16 protein-coding genes are annotated in these 17,071 nt (G+C 65.2%); 8 read left to right on the top strand and 8 right to left on the bottom strand.

Annotated elements, in window-relative coordinates; all coding sequences use genetic code 11:
* Positions 1-7: 7 nt before the first annotated feature.
* The 3 genes from BI327_RS28955 to BI327_RS28945 all read right to left on the bottom strand — a co-directional run bounded on the left by BI327_RS28955 (position 8) and on the right by BI327_RS28945 (position 3,521).
* Complete coding sequence (locus BI327_RS28955; protein WP_076864666.1) at positions 8-925, bottom strand: efflux RND transporter periplasmic adaptor subunit; 918 nt, start codon at positions 923-925, stop codon at positions 8-10.
* Between the two features lie 260 nt (positions 926-1,185).
* Complete coding sequence (locus tag BI327_RS28950) at positions 1,186-1,839, bottom strand: OmpA family protein (protein WP_076864665.1); 654 nt, start codon at positions 1,837-1,839, stop codon at positions 1,186-1,188.
* A gap of 134 nt (positions 1,840-1,973) precedes the next feature.
* Positions 1,974-3,521 carry a caspase family protein gene (locus tag BI327_RS28945; protein WP_076864664.1) on the bottom strand — a complete coding sequence of 516 codons (1,548 nt, stop codon included), beginning with the start codon at positions 3,519-3,521 and terminating at the stop codon, positions 1,974-1,976.
* Positions 3,522-3,892: 371 nt separating this feature from the next.
* Here BI327_RS28945 and BI327_RS28940 point away from each other — a divergent pair, with 371 nt between their 5' ends.
* Together BI327_RS28940 and BI327_RS28935 are read left to right on the top strand one after the other, a co-directional pair.
* Positions 3,893-4,699 (top strand): N-acyl homoserine lactonase family protein, encoded by an 807-nt coding sequence (locus BI327_RS28940; RefSeq protein ID WP_050631102.1) that lies wholly within the window; start codon positions 3,893-3,895, stop codon positions 4,697-4,699.
* On the top strand, positions 4,657-5,643 hold the full coding sequence (locus BI327_RS28935; RefSeq protein ID WP_283807820.1) for an NAD(P)-dependent oxidoreductase: 987 nt from the start codon (positions 4,657-4,659) through the stop codon (positions 5,641-5,643). The genes BI327_RS28940 and BI327_RS28935 overlap by 43 nt, the downstream gene beginning before the upstream one ends.
* A 299-nt stretch (positions 5,644-5,942) precedes the next feature.
* On the opposite strand, the gene BI327_RS28930 is transcribed toward BI327_RS28935, so the two are convergent.
* Positions 5,943-6,503, bottom strand: coding sequence for a MarR family winged helix-turn-helix transcriptional regulator (locus tag BI327_RS28930; RefSeq protein ID WP_076864662.1), 561 nt, complete (start codon positions 6,501-6,503; stop codon positions 5,943-5,945).
* Positions 6,504-6,668: 165 nt separating this feature from the next.
* Between BI327_RS28930 and BI327_RS28925 the strand changes: the two genes are divergently transcribed.
* The 5 genes from BI327_RS28925 to fahA all read left to right on the top strand — a co-directional run bounded on the left by BI327_RS28925 (position 6,669) and on the right by fahA (position 12,244).
* A complete protein-coding gene (locus BI327_RS28925) occupies positions 6,669-8,297 on the top strand; it encodes an FAD-dependent oxidoreductase (protein ID WP_076864661.1) in 1,629 nt (542 codons plus the stop codon).
* 9 nt (positions 8,298-8,306) lie between these two features.
* On the top strand, positions 8,307-8,534 hold the full coding sequence (locus BI327_RS28920) for a DUF2783 domain-containing protein (RefSeq protein ID WP_050425419.1): 228 nt from the start codon (positions 8,307-8,309) through the stop codon (positions 8,532-8,534).
* A 28-nt stretch (positions 8,535-8,562) separates the two neighbouring features.
* Positions 8,563-9,516, top strand: coding sequence for an MBL fold metallo-hydrolase (locus BI327_RS28915; RefSeq protein ID WP_074129956.1), 954 nt, complete (start codon positions 8,563-8,565; stop codon positions 9,514-9,516).
* A 2-nt stretch (positions 9,517-9,518) separates the two neighbouring features.
* Positions 9,519-10,865, top strand: a complete 1,347-nt coding sequence (gene hmgA, locus BI327_RS28910) for a homogentisate 1,2-dioxygenase (RefSeq protein WP_076864660.1) — start codon at positions 9,519-9,521, stop codon at positions 10,863-10,865.
* Positions 10,866-10,972: 107 nt separating this feature from the next.
* Entirely contained in the window at positions 10,973-12,244 is a 1,272-nt protein-coding gene (gene fahA / locus BI327_RS28905; protein ID WP_076864851.1) for a fumarylacetoacetase, read from the top strand.
* A gap of 137 nt (positions 12,245-12,381) precedes the next feature.
* Here fahA and BI327_RS28900 read toward each other — a convergent pair whose 3' ends face one another.
* Positions 12,382-12,693, bottom strand: a complete 312-nt coding sequence (locus BI327_RS28900) for a DUF1272 domain-containing protein (RefSeq protein ID WP_076864659.1) — start codon at positions 12,691-12,693, stop codon at positions 12,382-12,384.
* A 295-nt stretch (positions 12,694-12,988) separates the two neighbouring features.
* The gene (locus tag BI327_RS28895) at positions 12,989-13,465 is read right to left on the bottom strand and encodes an Lrp/AsnC family transcriptional regulator (protein WP_076864658.1); all 477 of its coding nucleotides are present in this window, start codon (positions 13,463-13,465) and stop codon (positions 12,989-12,991) included.
* 123 nt (positions 13,466-13,588) lie between these two features.
* Here BI327_RS28895 and hppD point away from each other — a divergent pair, with 123 nt between their 5' ends.
* On the top strand, positions 13,589-14,707 hold the full coding sequence (gene hppD / locus BI327_RS28890; RefSeq protein WP_076864657.1) for a 4-hydroxyphenylpyruvate dioxygenase: 1,119 nt from the start codon (positions 13,589-13,591) through the stop codon (positions 14,705-14,707).
* A gap of 130 nt (positions 14,708-14,837) precedes the next feature.
* Here hppD and BI327_RS28885 read toward each other — a convergent pair whose 3' ends face one another.
* Together BI327_RS28885 and BI327_RS28880 are read right to left on the bottom strand one after the other, a co-directional pair.
* Positions 14,838-15,953 (bottom strand): CaiB/BaiF CoA transferase family protein, encoded by a 1,116-nt coding sequence (locus BI327_RS28885; RefSeq protein WP_076864656.1) that lies wholly within the window; start codon positions 15,951-15,953, stop codon positions 14,838-14,840.
* 313 nt (positions 15,954-16,266) lie between these two features.
* Positions 16,267-17,067, bottom strand: a complete 801-nt coding sequence (locus BI327_RS28880) for an FAD binding domain-containing protein (protein WP_076864655.1) — start codon at positions 17,065-17,067, stop codon at positions 16,267-16,269.
* Positions 17,068-17,071: the final 4 nt, after the last annotated feature.

The following is a 17,071-nucleotide window of genomic DNA, read 5'->3' as shown; positions in this document are numbered from 1 at the left end:
TGCCCGGTTACCGTGATCGCGTGCGATCGAGTTCGTCGGCGAACATGGTCTTGATCTGGTCGCCGTCATGCAGCGAGGTGCCAGCATCGGCCACGACGATTTCGCCGACGTCGAGGCCTTCAAGGATTTCGGTCGAGGTGTCGGAGGTCAGCCCGACGCGCACCTTGCGGGTCTCGACCGTGTTGCCCTTCACGACCTGCAAGGTCAGGCGGTCGATCGCGGTGCGCGGCACCGCGACGCCGCAGGAGCGCTTGGCGTCGATATTGGCGCGCGCGAACATGCCGACCTTCAGCGTCGGATTGTTGTTGATGGTGATGCGGACGTGCCCGAGCTGGGTGGTGCGGTCGATCTGCGGCGAGATCTGGCGCACCTTGCCGACCATGTCGGGCGCATCGTCGCGGCTGATCCGCACATTGGCGCCGGGATTGAGCTTCAGGAGCTGGAAGCCCGGCACCTCGGCGTCGAGCTCGATCTCGTTGCCGATCGAGATCTTGAACATCGGAGGCGCCTGCGGCGAGGCCGGCGCGCCGGGCGCGGTGCGTACCTCGGTGATCAGGCCCGCCGCCGGCGCACGCAGCACGATCGGCTTGGCATTGGCCTGGGCGGCCTGCTGCGGCGGCGGGGTGAGCCGCGCCAGTTCCTGGTTCTCGGTGACAATATCGCCCTCGCGGACCAGCACGTCGGTGACTTTAGAGCCCTCCTGGTCGACATTCACCTGCGCCTCGCGGCGCGGCACGATGAAGCCGGTGACGCGGACCATGTCGGAGAAGCAGGCATTGGTCGATTTCGTCACCACGACCAGCGCCTGGCCAGGCGTCTCCTTCTCCTCCGGATGGGAGCGGTGCTCGAACGCGTAATAGGCGATGGCCAGCGCGAGGAAGACCACCGTGCCGAGCGCAGGCTTGAGGTATTGGGAAAAATTCATCGCCGGATCAATCCAGAACTTGCCGCGTATCGACAGGGGTTGTCTTGGGCGCTCGTCGAAGTCTCATCACGCTCGCCATCATAGTCCTTGAACATGCGCAAGGCCGGGGTCCATTGTTCCGGATCATGCCCTGACGTCATGTGAGGCGGGTCACCTGAGGGTCGCTTCGGACCTCGGGCCCAAAAGCAAATGCGCCCCGCCGGGGTGCGGGACGCATTGTAGCCTCAAAAAGCCGGCACGCCACGCCCAACGCTGCGCGATCATTTGGACGCGGTGGCCTTATTTTCCACGTTCACGACCTGCACGCGCCGGTTGACGTCCGCCATCGGGTGGCTCGGGTCCTTCAGCTTGCTCTTGCCATAGCCGACGGTGACGAGATCGGTGCCGTTGATGCCGTATTTGTCGACCAGATAGCGCTTGATGGCGTCGGCGCGGCGCTCCGAGAGGCCCTGATTATAGTCCTCACCGCCGGCCGCGTCAGTGTGGCCGGCGACCACGAAGGTTGAGCCCTTCAGATCCTGGTTGGTCAGGGCGCGGCCGAGCGCCTGCACCGAGGGCAGCGACTTCGCGCTGATGTCGGCGGAATTGTAGTCGAAGTTGATCTCGAGATCGATCTTCGGCTTGTCCTGCACGATGGTCGCGATTTCCTCGCGCTCCGCCGAGGACAGCGAGCGGGTGGCGCGGCCGCGGACGCTCTGCACGAACTTGGCCTGGTCGGCATTCAGCCCGGGCGAGGTGGTCTGCGGGCCGACCGAGAGGCCGCGGGTCAGCGGCTTCTTGTCGGGTGTCAGCGCCCTGATGATCTGGTCCTCGGTGACGTCGTCACCGGCGCGGGCAGCCGCCATGCCCAGCGACAGCGCGGCGCCGACGGTCATGATGGAAAGGATCGCGGCCTTCGCCGACGGCTTGAACATTTCGGTCCCTCCTGCGCGGGCTTGCGCGGTTCCATGCAACTCTTCAGATTGCTGGCATCGACCCGGCACGCACCCTCTGATTAGTCGCGCAATTCCAGCCGCGGTTCGAGGCCAGGACGGCCTCGATCGATTTGTCACTGCACGCCGTAGTCGGTGAATTCCTTGACGATATTCGGATCCATCGCCTTGGCGTTGGCGATGTCGAGATCGCCTTCCGCGACCGCGCCGTTGCGCTTCTTGGCGAGGCCGCGCCCGTACAGCGACGAGGTCAGCCGCGGGTTGATCTTCAGCGCGGCGTCGAAATCGGCGATGGCGTTCTTGTTCTGCCCGCCCTTCAGGTTCATCAGCCCGCGGCTGTCGAGCGCATCGACGAAATTCGGGCGCAGCCGCAGCGCCTCGTTGCAGTCCTTCAGCGCCGCCTGCAGGTCGCCGATCACGGTGCGGACCCAGCAGCGGTTGTTGTAGGCCTCGACATCCTTCGGGTTCAGCCGCAGCGAATTGGTGAAGTCCTTCACCGCGAGGTCGTAGGCGCCCTTGCTGGCGTAGACCTGGCCGCGGCGATACAGCGCAGCCGCGTCATCGGGGTTCTTGTCCAGTTTCTCGCTCAGGCTCTTGATCGTCGGATCATCGGCGAGCACGGGCGAATTGCTTGGCGCTGGCGTGGGCTGGATCACGACCGGTGGCGGAGGCGCGGGCGGCGGCAGCGCGACCTCGGGCGTCTTTGGCGGGGGCGGCGGTGAGGCCGGTGCTGCCGCAACGGGCGGCTTCGGCTGCGCCGGTGCTGGAGTCGGCGCTGTTGCGGCCGGCGGCGTCGGCGTTGCCGCGGGCGGGGCTGGCGGAGCCGGCGGCGGCGTAACCGGCGGTGCCGCTGCCACCTCGGGCGACGGCGATGCGGGCGACGGTCCGCCCGTGCCGCCTGGAGCGGCCGCACCGCCCGGAATGAACGAGAAATCCTCGGCCAGGGACGACGAGATCCACGGCACCTGTTCCTGCCGCGACGCCCGGGTGACGCCGACGCGGGTCCGGTTCAGCGTCTCCTCCGCCATCAGGTCGGGGGTGCGGATCTCCTTCAAAAGTTCCCGCACGAACAGGCTGTGGTCGCTGCCATTGTCAGAGACGACGGACGACAGCGCCGCCGAATACATCACCAGCGTTCCGTTGGGTGCGATGACCGGGGCAAGCCCCGCCGAGAAGCTGCGGAAACGGCGTTCGAACGGGTTGCGCCTGCTGGCATCGATCAGGGCGATCTTCACTCCGGCGCCGCGGCTGTTGATCTCGCCGAGCACGTTCTCGAGGCTAAAGCCGTCGCGGCGAACGTCGGCCTCGGCCCAGATCTGCGCATCGATCGGGATCATGTAGCTCTGCCGGTTCGACTGGATGCCGTAACCCGAGAAGAAGATCAGCGCGACCGAGCCCGGCTTGATCTTGCCGTAGAGCCGGTCGAAGGCGCGGCGCATGCCGTCGCCGGTCAGGTTCTCGCCGACCTCGACGGTGAAGCCGTCGCGCTTGAGCTCGTCGGCGACGTCACGTGCGTCGTTGATCGGCTCCTTCAGCGGCGCGTCGGCGTCCGGATATTTGGCATTGCCGATGACCAACGCGAAACGGTCGCCGGCGGCGAAGGACAGGGTTGGCGCCGCGATTGAAAAAATCAGCGTGGCGAGCAAGGCAAGGCGGATTTTCATAATCGCAGCAAATCCAGATCGCGGCATTCCAATGAAATGGCGCCGCTTCCAGCCTGCGCCCCGGGGACCTTACTCTAGCGAAAATCCATTATCAAACCACGGCCAAACTCCCGTCAACGGCTTGCGGCAGCATCGTTTGTCGAGATGACGATCACGAGACCGCAGTGCAACAGCATGCGGTCATGGCGGCCATCGCCGTCGCGACATGGTGCCGGTTCCTGCGAGCCGATAATGTGATTGCACTCACAGAGCCCTTGCTGCCCTGTCATGCGCTCGTCGCACGCCGCGCGGTTTGACCTTTGCGGGCGGCGATGGCTTGGTGTCCGGGACGGCAAGCCATTCCAACAAGACTGTAAACAAGAGCGAAACCGATGGGAAACGCCTACGAAATCTATGCCCTGCGCTATGCGACGATGTCGCCGCGCACGCCCCACCTCAACTTCCTGGTCCCCGATCCGCACGACACCACGGCGCAGGATCTGGATTATTTCGTCTGGCTGATCCGCGGCCACGGCCGTGACATCCTGGTCGACACCGGCTTCAACGCCGAGGAGGCCAAGGCGCGCGCCCGCAAGCTGACGCTCAATCCGGTCGATGCGCTGGCGGGCTTCGGCGTCAGCGCCGATGCGATCCGCGACGTCATCGTCACCCATCTGCATTACGACCACGCCGGCAATCTGGATCGCTTTCCGAACGCCAAATTCCATCTGCAGGAACGCGAGATGAGCTACGCGACCGGCCGCTGCATGTGCAACGGCATGCTGCGCCATCCGTTCTCCATCGAACACGTCACGCAGATGGTCCGCCATGTGTATGGCGAGCGCGTCACCTTCCATTCCGGCGACGGCGAGATCGCGCCGGGCGTCACCGTGCATCGGGTCGGCGGCCATTCCGACGGCCTCCAGGTGGTGCGGGTCGAGACCGCGCGCGGCCCGGTTGTGCTGGCGTCGGACGCCGCGCATTACTATGCGAACCTGCACAAGAAGAGCCCGTTCCCGATCGTCTACAATGTCGGCGACATGGCGCAGGGCTGGGAGACCGTCGAGCGGCTTGCCGGTCATCCCGACCGCTTCATCCCCGGTCACGATCCGATCGTCAGCGAGATCTATCCGCGCGCCAGCGACAAGGTCGATGCATTCGCGCTGCATCTGGCGCCGTCGCGATCGTTCGCGAAATAGCCTCGCCGATCGGGCGCGGCGCATCCGCAACACGTCAAGAAACGTCAAGAAGAAGTAGCGATATGACTGACTATAAGACTCTCGGCTTCATCGGCCTCGGCGTGATGGGTGAGCCGATTTGCCGCAACCTGGTCAAGAAGAGCGGCAAGCGCGTCGTCGTGTTCGACCTCGCGGCCGAGCCGCTCGAGCGCCTGCGCGCCGACGGCGCCGAGGTGGCCTCCTCGGTGGCGGACGTCATCAAGCAGAGCGACGTGCTGTTCCTCTGCCTGCCGAGCGCCAAGCATGTGCGTGCCGTGTTCGAAGGCGACGGCATTTTGAGGAATGCGAGGAGCGGCCAAATCGTGGTCGACCTCGGCACGTCCTCGGTGAGCCAGACCCGCGATTTCGCCGGACAATTGCAGGCCAGGGGCGCGGCCTGGGCCGACGCGCCGATCGCGCGCACGCGGCAGGCGGCGCAGGACGGCACGCTCAGCGTGATGGTCGGCGCGGTGCCTGCACTCTATGCCGCGATCGAACCGCTGATCCGCTGCTTTGCCACCGACGTCACCAATTGCGGCGACGTCGGCGCCGGTCAGGTGACAAAAATCCTCAACAACATGGTGCTGTTCGAGACCGTGAATGCGCTGGCTGAGGCGGTCGCGGTGGCGAAGCACAATGGCGTCGATCCAAAATTGCTGCTGGAGACGCTGTCGAAGGGCTCAGCCGACAGCTTTGCGCTGCGTAACCACGGCATGAAGGCGATCGTGCCGGGCGTGTTTCCGGAGCGCGCCTTCTCGACCGAATATGCGCTGAAGGATTTGTCCTACGCACTGGAACTCGCCGCCGACGCCGGCATCAGGATCCGCGGCGCTGAGCTGATCGGCACGGTGCTGCAGGAGGCGATCGACAAGGGATCGAAGGATAATTATTTCCCGGTCATCGCGAAGCATATCGAGGGAGCGTGACGGCTCCGTCATTGCGAGGAGCGCAGCGACGAAGCAATCCATCGGTCCGCATGCTTGCATGCATGGATTGCTTCGCTTCGCTCGCAATGACGGTGGAGGGACTGCGCGCAAAATTCCATCACCGTCACCCTGAGGAGCGCGCACTTGCGCGCGTCTCGAAGGGTCGACGGCCACCAGCCGGGCCGTGCATCCTTCGAGACGCGCGGAGCCTGTCATCGGGCCGCGCTTGGCGCGGACCCGTTGGCGCTCCTCCAGCGACAAGGCGAAGCCTTTGCGCGGGGATGACGGGTTGAGTGGCCCTAATACACGTCCTTGGCGTCGGCCTCTTCGCTGGTCTGCACCAGCTCGAGGCTGCTTTCGACCTTGCCGAGCAGGCGGCCGAGGTCGCGGCGTTCCTGCGCGGAGAGGCAGGACAGGATCTCCTGCTCCTTGCGCAGCAGGCGCGGGATCAGCTCTTCGTACAGTGCCTGGCCCTTTTTGGTCAGTTGCAGGCGGAATTCGCGGCGGTCGTCGGCGTTCTCGACGCGCTCGACGATCTCGCGCTCCATCAAGGCCGATACCGCGCGGCTGATGGTCGATTTATGCGTGCGGGTGCAGTGTGCGATGTATTGCGCGCTGCAGGGATCGCTGCGGAAGCCGAGTGTTGCGAGCACGCGCCATTCCGGAATGTCGAGGCCGTAGCGCGCCTGATATTCGCTCGACAGCGCCGAGGACACCTCGGCCGCCAGCCGGTTCAGGCGGAACGGCATGAAATGAAAGAGATCGAGGCGCTTCTTCGCCGCCGCGGCATCGTCGCGCGGGTCCGCTTCCACGGCGCTGCGCGGCCGCGCTGGAGGCTGGCTTGCAGAGGTCCTGGCCAAAAATTCCTCCAAATTGAGTTGACGTCGGGCCCGACTGGGAGTTTAAGATAGTTGCAAGTGAGACTAATTTAGCAAGGTCGCGGCCGGCTCGCAAGGTGCCCGTCGCAAACCAGTCACACAAGCCGCAGCGACAAGCCGGCTCGAGGGAACATCCAGGGTCACCCAATGGCATCAGCCCATACGGCACAGGCCAAAACCCAGTTCGGCTATCGCCGTCACCCCGACCAGGAGCGGTCGGGCGCCAATATCGCGGAGCACCCGGTCGTCGTGGTCGGCGCCGGACCCGTGGGGCTGTCGCTGGCGATCGACCTCGCGCAGCGCGGCCAGCGCGTGGTGCTGCTCGACGACGCCGACCGGATCGGCGAAGGCTCGCGCGCGATCTGCTTCTCCAAACGCTCGCTGGAGTTCTGGGATCGCCTCGGCGTCGGTGACCGCATGGTCGAGAAGGGTGTGGTGTGGAGCGTCGGCAAGATTTTCCATGGGGCCTCGCAGCTCTACCAGTTCAACCTGCTTCCCGAGGAAGGCCACAAGCGGCCCGCTTTCATCAATCTGCAGCAGTTCTACGCCGAGGCCTATCTGGTCGATCGGGTCGAACAGCTGCCTGACATCGACCTGCGCTGGCGCAACAAGGTGATCGCGCTGGAGAGCCGCAACGACGGCGTCGCGCTGACCATTGCGACGCCTGAAGGCTCCTACCAGGTGTATGCATCGTTTGTCGTGGCCTGCGACGGCGCCCGCTCGTCGCTCCGGCAGATGGTCGGCGCGGAGTTCGCAGGCCAGGTGTTCGAGGATCAGTTCCTGATCGCCGACGTCAAGATGACGGCGGCATTCCCGACCGAGCGCTGGTTCTGGTTCGATCCGCCGTTCCATGCCGGACGCTCGGCGCTGCTGCACAGGCAGCCCGACGACATCTGGCGGATCGACCTCCAGCTCAATCCTGATGCCGATCCGGTGGCCGAGAAGCAGCCCGAAAACGTGCGGCCGCGGATCGAGCGCATGCTCGGGCACGACAAGTTCGAGTTCGAGTGGATCTCGCTGTACAAGTTCCAGTGCCGCCGGATGGCCAAGTTCATCCACGGCCGGGTGATCTTCGCCGGCGATTCCGCGCACCAGGTGTCGCCGTTCGGCGCGCGTGGCGCCAATTCCGGGTTAGAGGATGCCGAGAATCTGGCGTGGAAGCTCGACCGCGTGCTGCGCCGGGCCTCGCCCGAAGGCTTGCTGGAGAGTTACCACATCGAGCGCAGCGCCGCGGCGGACGAGAACATCCGCGAGTCGACCCGCTCGACCGATTTCATGGCGCCGGTGACGAAGCAGGAGGCGCGGCTGCGCCAGGCGGTGCTGTCGCTCGCGAAGGATACCGAGTTCGGCAAGCGCATGGTCAATGGCGGCCGGCTGTCGGTGCCGTCGGTCTACGACACGCCGCTGTCGAGCGGCGATCGCGATAGCTGGCGCGGCGGCCCGCGGCCGGGCGCCTCGATGCTGGATGCGCCGGTGACCGAGCCGGGCGGTGGTTCCAGCTATCTGACTGAGGTTTTCATCAGGCAGGGAACGCGGTTCACGCTGCTGGAGTTTGGCAATGGCGCGGCCGCTGATGTGCCCGAAGGCGTCGGCAGCATTCGCCTCGGCGGCGAGGGCGGGCTGGTCGACGCGCAGGGCCTTGCCGGCAAGCGCTACGACGCCGAGCCCGGCACCGCCTATCTGCTGCGGCCGGATGGTTATGTCGCGGCGCGCTTCCGCAACGCCACGCGGCCGGCACTCGATGCGGCGCTGGCGCGCGCATCAGGCCTGAACTGAGGAGCAGTCATGGCGCTGTCGACCAGTTCGAACTTCGCAAAGCCCGATGACGCCTTCCGTGCCATCGTCGAGGCGCATCGGGGCCTCACCGACGCGCAGAGCGCCGATCTCGATGCCGCGCTGGTGCTGGTGCTCGCCAACCACATCGGCGACCTCGACGTGCTGCGCGAGGCGATCGCGCTGGCGAAGCGGCGGACGCTCGACGCGAGCCAGCAGCAACAGCAGCAACAACAATAGCACTGAGCAAACGGACAGGATTGAACTGATGGCCAAAGGTTTCGCATCGACCACGGATCTCGCGGAGAAGAAGGTCACCTTCTCCGAGATCGGCACCGATCTCTACGCCTTCACCGCCGAAGGCGATCCCAACACCGCCGTGATCGTCGGCGACGACGGCTGCCTGGTGTTCGACGCGCAGGCGACGCCTGCGATGGCCAACAAGGTGATCGAGCGGGTCAAGACCGTTACCGACAAGCCGATCAAATATGTCGTGCTGTCGCACTATCACGCCGTGCGCGTGCTCGGCGCCTCCGCCTATCACGCGCAGGGCATCGTCGCCTCGCAGGAGACCTATCGCCTGATCGAGGAGCGCGGCCAGCAGGATTGGGATTCCGAATATGGCCGCTTCCCGCGCCTGTTCCAGGATGCCGCGAGCATCCCCGGCCTGACCTGGCCGACGCTGACCTTCGAAGGCGAGATGTCGATCTATCTCGGCAAGCGCGAGGTGCGGCTGATGCAGCTCGGCGCCGGCCATACCTCGGGCGATATCGTCGCCTGGGTGCCGGATGCCGAGGTGATGTTCTCCGGCGATCTCATCGAGTACCACTCGGCCTGCTATTGCGGCGATGCGCATTTGCGCGAATGGCCGATGACCCTGAACGAGATCCGCGCCTTCAATCCGAAGGCGATCGCGCCGGGCCGCGGCGATGCGCTGAAGGGTCTCGAGACCGGCCGCGATGCGATCGCGATGACCCGGGATTTCGTCACCACGCTCTACGGCGCCGCCGAATCGTCGGTCGCCAAGGGCCGCTCCTTGAAGGAATCGATGGCGGCGACGCGCGAGGTGATGGATCCGAAGTTCTCGAAGTTCGCGATCTACGAACACTGCCTGCCGTTCAACGTGTCGCGCGCTTATGACGAGGCGTCCGGGATCGACGATCCCGTGATCTGGACCGACAAGCGCGACCAGGAAATGTGGGCCGCCCTGCAAGGAGGATAGTGATGAACATCAATACCTCGCCTGATCAGATCGTTCGCAGCTCGGGGCAAGTCACGCCGGGCTACATGTCCGGCTTCGGCAACAGCTTTGAGACCGAGGCGTTGCCCGGCGCGCTGCCGATGGGGCGCAACTCGCCGCAGCGCTGCGCCTATGGGCTCTATGCCGAGCAATTGTCCGGCTCGCCGTTCACGGCGCCGCGCGGCACCAATGAGCGCTCCTGGCTCTACCGCATCCGCCCATCGGTGCGGCATTCCGGCCGCTTCGCCAAGGCCGATGCCGGACTGTGGCGCACCGCGCCGTGCCACGAATACGACATGCCGATCGCGCAACTGCGCTGGGACCCGGCGCCGATCCCGAAGGAGGACATGACGTTCCTTCAGGGCGTGCAGACCATGACCACGGCGGGCGATGCCAACACCCAGGCCGGCATGGCGGCGCACGTCTATCTCATCACCAAATCGATGGTCGATCAGCATTTCTACAATGCCGACGGCGAGATGATGTTCGTGCTGCAGCAGGGCAATCTGCGGCTCGTCACCGAGTTCGGCCGCATCGATGCCGAGCCGGGTGAGATCGTGGTGATCCCGCGCGGCGTCAAATTCCGCGTCGAGATTCCGAATGGACCGGCGCGCGGCTATCTCTGCGAGAATTACGGCGGCGCCTTCACGCTGCCGGAGCGTGGCCCGATCGGCGCCAATTGCCTGGCCAATTCGCGCGACTTCCTGACGCCGGTGGCTGCCTACGAGGACAAGGACACGCCGACCGAGCTCTACGTGAAGTGGGGTGGCTCGCTGTTCAAGACGCAGCTCGCCCATTCGCCGATCGACGTGGTCGCCTGGCACGGCAACTACGCGCCCTACAAATACGATCTGCGCACCTTCTCGCCGGTCGGCGCGATCGCCTTCGATCATCCGGATCCCTCGATCTTCACGGTGCTGACCTCGCCGTCGGAGACCGCCGGCACCGCGAATATCGACTTCGTGATCTTCCCGGAGCGCTGGATGGTGGCCGACAACACCTTCCGTCCGCCGTGGTACCACATGAACATCATGTCGGAGTTCATGGGCCTGATTTACGGCGTCTACGACGCCAAGCCGCAAGGCTTCGTGCCGGGCGGCATCAGCCTGCACAACTGCATGCTGCCGCACGGCCCCGATCGCGAAGCCTTCGAGCACGCCAGCAATGGCGAGCTGAAGCCGGTGAAGCTGACCGGCACCATGGCCTTCATGTTCGAGACCCGATTTCCCCAGCGCGTGACGCAGCACGCCGCGACGTCAGCGACGCTGCAAGATGACTACTCGGATTGCTGGAAGGGTCTCGAGAAGAAGTTCGACCCGAACAAGCCGTAACTTGTGTTGCTCGTCATCGCCGGGCTTGACCCGGCGATCCATCGCGCATTCCGAAGATGGATGCCCGGGTCAAGCCCGGGCATGACGGCTTCTTGATTGGAGAGACCATGCCCCATCCCAACGACCCCAAACTCCGCTCCTTCATCGACGTCACCCCCACCTCCGACTTCCCGATCCAAAACCTGCCCTACGGCGTGTTTTCGTCGAAGGACGGGCTCGCGCCGCGCGTCGGCGTTGCGATCGGCGATTATGTGCTCGACCTCTGGGAGCTCGAGCAGGATTCGCGGCTCGATGTCGGGCCGCTCGGCGTGTTCTCGCAGCCGTCGCTCAATGCCTTCATGGCGCTCGGGCCGAAGGTCTGGTCGGCGACGCGGGCGCGGATCAGCGAGCTGTTGCGCTCCGATCATCCGGAGCTGCGCGACAACAGGGAATTGCGGGCGCGGGCGCTGGTGCCGATGGCCGACGTCAAGCTGTACATGCCGTTTGCCGTCTCGGGCTACACCGATTTCTATTCCTCGAAGGAGCACGCCACCAATGTCGGCGTCATGTTCCGCGGCAAGGACAATGCGCTGCAACCGAACTGGCTGCACATGCCGATCGGTTACAACGGCCGCGCCTCGACCGTGGTGGTGTCAGGCACCAAGGTCAAGCGGCCGCGCGGGCAATTGAAGCCGCCGACCGCCGAGGTGCCGAGCTTCGGCCCGTGCAAGCGGCTCGACTTCGAGCTCGAGATGGGGGTCGTCGTTGGACAGGCATCTGCGATGGGCGAGATGCTCACCGAGCAGCAGGCCGAGGAGATGATCTTCGGCTTCGTCATCCTCAACGACTGGAGCGCGCGCGACATCCAGCAGTGGGAATATGTGCCGCTCGGCCCGTTCCAGGCCAAGGCGTTCGCAACCTCGATCAGCCCGTGGGTGGTGACGCGCGACGCGCTCGAGCCGTTCCGGATGCCGGGCCCGAAGCAAGAGCCGGAGCCGCTGGCCTACCTGAAGCAGGCGCAGCCGAACAATTACGACATGCAGCTCGACGTCGCGCTGCGCGCGGGTGCGATGAACGCGGCGAAGACGATCTGCAGCACCAACTTCAAATACATGTACTGGTCGTCGGTGCAGCAGCTCGTACATCATGCCTCGAGCGGCTGCGCGATGAATGTCGGCGATCTCTTGGGGTCCGGCACGATCTCCGGTCCGGAAAAGCACCAGCGCGGCAGCTTGCTCGAAATCAGCTGGAACGGCACCGAGCCGGTCGAACTCGCCAGCGGCGTGACGCGCTCGTTCCTCGAAAACGGTGACTCGCTGGTCATGCGCGGCTGGTGCCAGGGCGACGGTTATCGCGTCGGCTTCGGCGAGGTCGAAGGCACCATCGTCGCGGCGGAGTGACGCATCCGTCATTGCGAGCGAAGCGAAGCAATCCATCGATCCGCGTACGACGACGGATGGATTGCTTCGTCGCGGAGCCTGTCATCCGGCCGGCCGGAGGTCGGACCGGGTGGCTCCTCGCAATGACGAAACAGAAGTTACCGCTCCTCGGGCCTGATATCCCTCAGCCGCGCGGTATGCGCCGCGCAGTCCTCAACGCTGTATTTCAGATGCACCCGCTTGTCCGACGGCGGCTGGTTGACCGTGCATACCCCCGGCCGCCACGGTTTTGCCGGGCGGATCGGCCGCGGCGCAAAGCCGCCGCCGCAGTTCGGGCAGACATTGCCGAGCTTGGTCTCGGCGCAATCCGCACAGAACGTGCATTCATAGGAGCAGATCCGCGCGTCGACAGCGCTCGGTGGCAGGTCCTTGTCGCAATATTCGCAGTTCGGTCGCAGCTGCAGCGCCATGGTCGTTCCTCAGTTTCTCGATGGATGCCGCGCACTCGGTGCACCTCTCCCCTTGTGGGAGAGGTCGGATCACATCGCAAGATGTGATCCGGGTGAGGGGTTGCGGTCTCTCCGTGCAGGATGCTCTGCGGAGAGAACCCCTCACCCCAACCTCGAGAGCGAGCTCCGCTCGCCTCGGACTTCCACAAGGGGAGAGGGAGCCCACTGCCGATGTCGCGGCATCGAACCAATTCATGCAAATGATCGCAAATCGGACCGGGAAAGCGAATGGCGTATTTCCCTCGATTTGCGCCAGTCAGCTCTGCAGCGCCTTCAGCGGCAGCTTGGTGCTCTCCTTGAGGCGGTCGAGCACGATCGAGGAGCGCACATGGGCCACGCTCTGGTGCGGCATCAGCACATTGTTGACGATGTCGGACAGGCTCTTGAGGTCGCGCAGCATCACCTTGAGCACGTAATCGGCGTCGCCGGTCAGCGCGTAGGCCTCCTGGATGTCGTCGACCCGGTTGACCAGCTCGCGAAACCGCTTGGCGTTGTCGGGCGAGTGGGTGGCCAGCGTGATGTGGATGAAGGCGATCAGGCCGAAGCCGAGCGCCTCGCCGGCGAGGTCGGCGTGGTAGCCCGCGATCACCTTCTCCTCCTCCAGCCGCATCCGCCGCCGCGAGCATTGCGAGGCCGACAGCCCGACGAGATCAGCCAATTGCTGGTTGGTCAGCCGGCCGTCGTCCTGCAGCGCGGCGAGCATTTTGAGGTCGAAGGCGTCAACTTCTGGCATGCGTCAAATGTCCATTTCATGCACGGATCGTGCGCAATACTAGCAAAATGAGCCTCATTTTGCACGCACGTTGCGCAGCAGGTGACGGAAACTGATCTCCAGACAAATCAGGGAGTTACCGCCATGGGTCCGTTTCCGCACGATGCGCCGCCGGCTGAAATCAGCACCGAGAACCCGATGGGCACCGACGGCTTCGAGTTCGTCGAATACGCCCATCCCAATCCGGCCGAGCTGCACGCGCTGTTCAAGCTGATGGGCTTTGTCGCGGTCGCCCGCCACCGGACCAAGGCGATCACGGTCTATCGCCAGGGTGACATCAACTATCTCGTCAACGAGGAACCCGGCAGCCACGGCTTCAACTTCGTCGCCGCGCACGGCCCCTGCGCGCCGTCAATGGCGTTCCGGGTGGTCGATGCCAAGCACGCCTATGAGCGCGCGATCGCGCTCGGCGCGGAGCCGGCGGATGTGTCGTCCGCGGAGAAGACGCTCGACGTCCCCGCGATCAAGGGCATCGGCGGCAGCCTGCTCTATTTCGTCGACCGCTATGGCGCCAAGGGCTCGGCCTATGATGCCGAGTTCGAGTGGTTAGGGGCCGCCAACCCGCGTCCGGCGGGCTCCGGGCTGTATTACGTCGATCACCTCACCCACAACGTCCATCGCGGCCGCATGGATGTCTGGACCGGGTTCTACGCAAAGCTGTTCAACTTCCGCCAGATCCGCTTCTTCGACATCGAGGGCCGCGCGTCCGGCCTGTTCTCGCGCGCGCTGACCAGCCCGGACGGCAAGATCCGGATTCCGATCAACGAGGACGCCGGCGATTCCGGGCAGATCGAGGAATATCTCAACGTCTATCACGGCGAGGGCATCCAGCACATCGCCTGCGGCGCGCGCGATATCCACGCGACGGTCGAAAGGCTGCGCGCGGACGGCCTGCCGTTCATGCCGTCACCGCCCGACACCTATTTCGAGCGGATCGACGCCCGCCTGCCGCAGCATGGCGAGGACGTCGCGCGGCTCCAGACCAACGGCATCCTGATCGACGGCGAGGGCGTGGTCGACGGCGGCCAGACCAAGGTGCTGCTGCAGATCTTCTCGGCGAATGCGATCGGGCCGATCTTCTTCGAGTTCATCCAGCGCAAGGGTGACGACGGCTTCGGCGAAGGCAACTTCAAGGCGCTGTTCGAATCGATCGAGGAAGACCAGATCCGCCGCGGCGTGCTGAAGGTCGATCACGCGGCTTAGCTGCCGGGTACGCCGGGTAGCGACCGCGCCGTATTTTTTCGTCAGTGCGAGCGAAGCGAAGCAATCCATCTCACCGCCTGCGGAGACATGGATTGCTTCGTCGCTTCGCTCCTCGCAATGACGGCGAAGGCTACTTTGCTGCCGCCTTCCACTCAGCCGTCACATCCCCGATGCTCGCCAGCTCCGGCTCGCGGATCGCCGACGGCGTGCGCGAGAAGCGCGGCGCGGGCGCGGGCTGGGTGACGCCGTGGCGTTCGACGAATACCTGGCGCGCCGCCATGTGCGGATGCTTCGGAGCTTCCTCCATGGTCAGGATCGGTGCGAAGCAGATGTCGGTGCCTTCCATGATCGTGCACCAGTCGGCGCGCGACTTGCTCTTGAACACCTTTTCCAGCTTCGCCTTCAGCGCCGGCCAGGCTTTGCGGTCCATCTGCGCGTCGAAGTCGGCGTCGGTCAGGTCGGCATACTTGCGCAGCAGCGCATAGAACTGCGGCTCGATCGAGCCGATCGAGATGAAATTGCCGCAGGAGCACTCGTAGACGCCGTAGAAATGCGCGCCGCCGTCGAGGAAATTCTGGTCGCGGCCGCCGCTCCAGCGGCCCTGCGCGGCCATGTCGTAGAACATCGACATCAGCGAGGCCGCGCCGTCGCACATCGCGGTATCGACCACCTGGCCCTTGCCGGACTTCTGTGCTTCCAATAGCGCAGCGAGCACGCCGACCACGAGGTAGAGCGCGCCGCCGCCGAAATCGCCGACCAGATTGAGCGGCGGCACCGGTTTCTCCTTGGTGCCGATCGCAGCCAGCGCGCCGGTGATCGAGATGTAGTTGATGTCGTGGCCGGCGGCATTCGCCAGCGGGCCTTCCTGGCCCCAGCCGGTCATGCGGCCGTAGACCAGCTTGGGATTGCGCCCGAGCACGACGTCGGGGCCGAGGCCGAGGCGCTCCATCACGCCGGGGCGAAAGCCTTCGATCAGCGCGTCGGCGTGGCCGAGCAGGTCGAGCACTTCAGCGATGGCCGCCTTGTTCTTGAGGTCGAGCTCGATCACCTTGCGGCCGCGGGTGGCCACCGCCTTCAGATTCTTGCCCGCGCCGACCCGATCGAGGGTGATCACTTCGGCGCCCATGTCCGCGAGCAGCATGCAGGCGAACGGGCCGGGACCGATCCCGGCGAATTCGACGATGCGGAAGCCGGCGAGCGGGCCCGAGGTGCGAGCGGCGGTGTGGGAGGCGGGCTTGTCGAGCACGTTATGGTTCCGTTGTTGCTGTGAGGGAAGGTCGTCGAAGGGTTTGTCCGCGGTGGTCCGGCGCACCAGGCGTCACTCCGGGCCGCTGCCGTCAAAAGGGCAGTCCGGCGGTTGGGTGCCGTGGCAATTGGTGCTGCCGAATGTCATGAGTCCTCTCCCCGGCCGTCCGTCTGACGGTATTTTTAATTAGCTGATTAGCTAAATTCTCTCGCCTAATGGGGGATGTGGCAAGCCCTTTCGGCTGGAATGCCAGCAAAACGCGAACGGCGCGCATCGCTGCGCGCCGTCTGCATAGGTTCAGGAGGGATAGCGGCTAGCCGGCCGCCGTCACCGCCCGCTGTCCCATCACCTTCACCAGGTTGGCGCGGTAATCCGCCGAGCCGTGGATGTCGGCGAGCAGGCCGCTCGCCGGGATGGTCACGCTGTCGAGCGCCGAGGCCGCCCAGTTCGCCTTCAGCGCCTGCTCGATCGGCGCCACCCGCATGACGCCGCTCTGCGACGCACCGGTTGCCGCGACGCGGACGTCGCCCGACTTGGTCTTGGCGACGAACACGCCAGTCAGCGCGAAGCGCGAGGCCGGGTGCCGCATCTTGGCGTAGCCGGCCTTGGCCGGCACCGGGAACGACACCGCGGTGATGATCTCGCCATCCTCGAGCGCCGTCGTGAACAGGCCCTTGAAGAAGTCTTCCGCCGCGATCGAGCGCGTGTTGGTCTTGACCGTCGCGCCGAGCGCCAGCACCGCCGCCGGATAATCCGCCGCCGGGTCGTTGTTGGCGAGCGAACCGCCGATCGTGCCGCGATAGCGCACGGCAGGATCGCCGATCATCGACGCCAGATTGGCGAGCGCCGGGATCGCCTTCTGCACGGCGTCGCTTTGCGCCACGTCGTAATGCGGCGTGGCGGCCTTGATGGTGACGGTGTCGCCCGACACCTCGATGCCGATCAGCTCCTGTAGCTTGGAGAGGTCGATCACATCGGACGGCGCGGCGAGACGCTGCTTCATCACCGGGAGCAGGGTCTGTCCGCCGGCGAGGAATTTTGATTCCGCGCCTTTGGCGAAGGTTGCGGCGGCGTCAGCGACCGAGGAGGCGCGGTGATAGTTGGTCTCGTACATGGCT

Source organism: Bradyrhizobium mercantei, from assembly GCF_001982635.1.
In the GTDB taxonomy this organism is placed as follows: Bacteria; Pseudomonadota; Alphaproteobacteria; order Rhizobiales; family Xanthobacteraceae; genus Bradyrhizobium; species Bradyrhizobium mercantei.
The sequence above is the reverse complement of the archived record's forward strand: the minus strand, read 5'-3'. Positions and strand labels throughout refer to the sequence as shown.

Bases quoted from the DNA above. Each gene is read 5' to 3' on its own strand.
- BI327_RS28950 (WP_076864665.1), bottom strand. From the start codon at position 1,839: ATGTTCAAGCCGTCGGCGAAGGCCGCGATCCTTTCCATCATGACCGTC.
- BI327_RS28955 (WP_076864666.1), bottom strand. From the start codon at position 925: ATGAATTTTTCCCAATACCTCAAGCCTGCGCTCGGCACGGTGGTCTTC.
- BI327_RS28945 (WP_076864664.1), bottom strand. From the start codon at position 3,521: ATGAAAATCCGCCTTGCCTTGCTCGCCACGCTGATTTTTTCAATCGCG.
- BI327_RS28915 (WP_074129956.1), top strand. From the start codon at position 8,563: ATGGCCAAAGGTTTCGCATCGACCACGGATCTCGCGGAGAAGAAGGTC.
- hppD (WP_076864657.1), top strand. From the start codon at position 13,589: ATGGGTCCGTTTCCGCACGATGCGCCGCCGGCTGAAATCAGCACCGAG.
- fahA (WP_076864851.1), top strand. From the start codon at position 10,973: ATGCCCCATCCCAACGACCCCAAACTCCGCTCCTTCATCGACGTCACC.
- hmgA (WP_076864660.1), top strand. From the start codon at position 9,519: ATGAACATCAATACCTCGCCTGATCAGATCGTTCGCAGCTCGGGGCAA.
- BI327_RS28940 (WP_050631102.1), top strand. From the start codon at position 3,893: ATGGGAAACGCCTACGAAATCTATGCCCTGCGCTATGCGACGATGTCG.
- BI327_RS28920 (WP_050425419.1), top strand. From the start codon at position 8,307: ATGGCGCTGTCGACCAGTTCGAACTTCGCAAAGCCCGATGACGCCTTC.
- BI327_RS28880 (WP_076864655.1), bottom strand. From the start codon at position 17,067: ATGTACGAGACCAACTATCACCGCGCCTCCTCGGTCGCTGACGCCGCC.
- BI327_RS28900 (WP_076864659.1), bottom strand. From the start codon at position 12,693: ATGGCGCTGCAGCTGCGACCGAACTGCGAATATTGCGACAAGGACCTG.
- BI327_RS28895 (WP_076864658.1), bottom strand. From the start codon at position 13,465: ATGCCAGAAGTTGACGCCTTCGACCTCAAAATGCTCGCCGCGCTGCAG.
- BI327_RS28925 (WP_076864661.1), top strand. From the start codon at position 6,669: ATGGCATCAGCCCATACGGCACAGGCCAAAACCCAGTTCGGCTATCGC.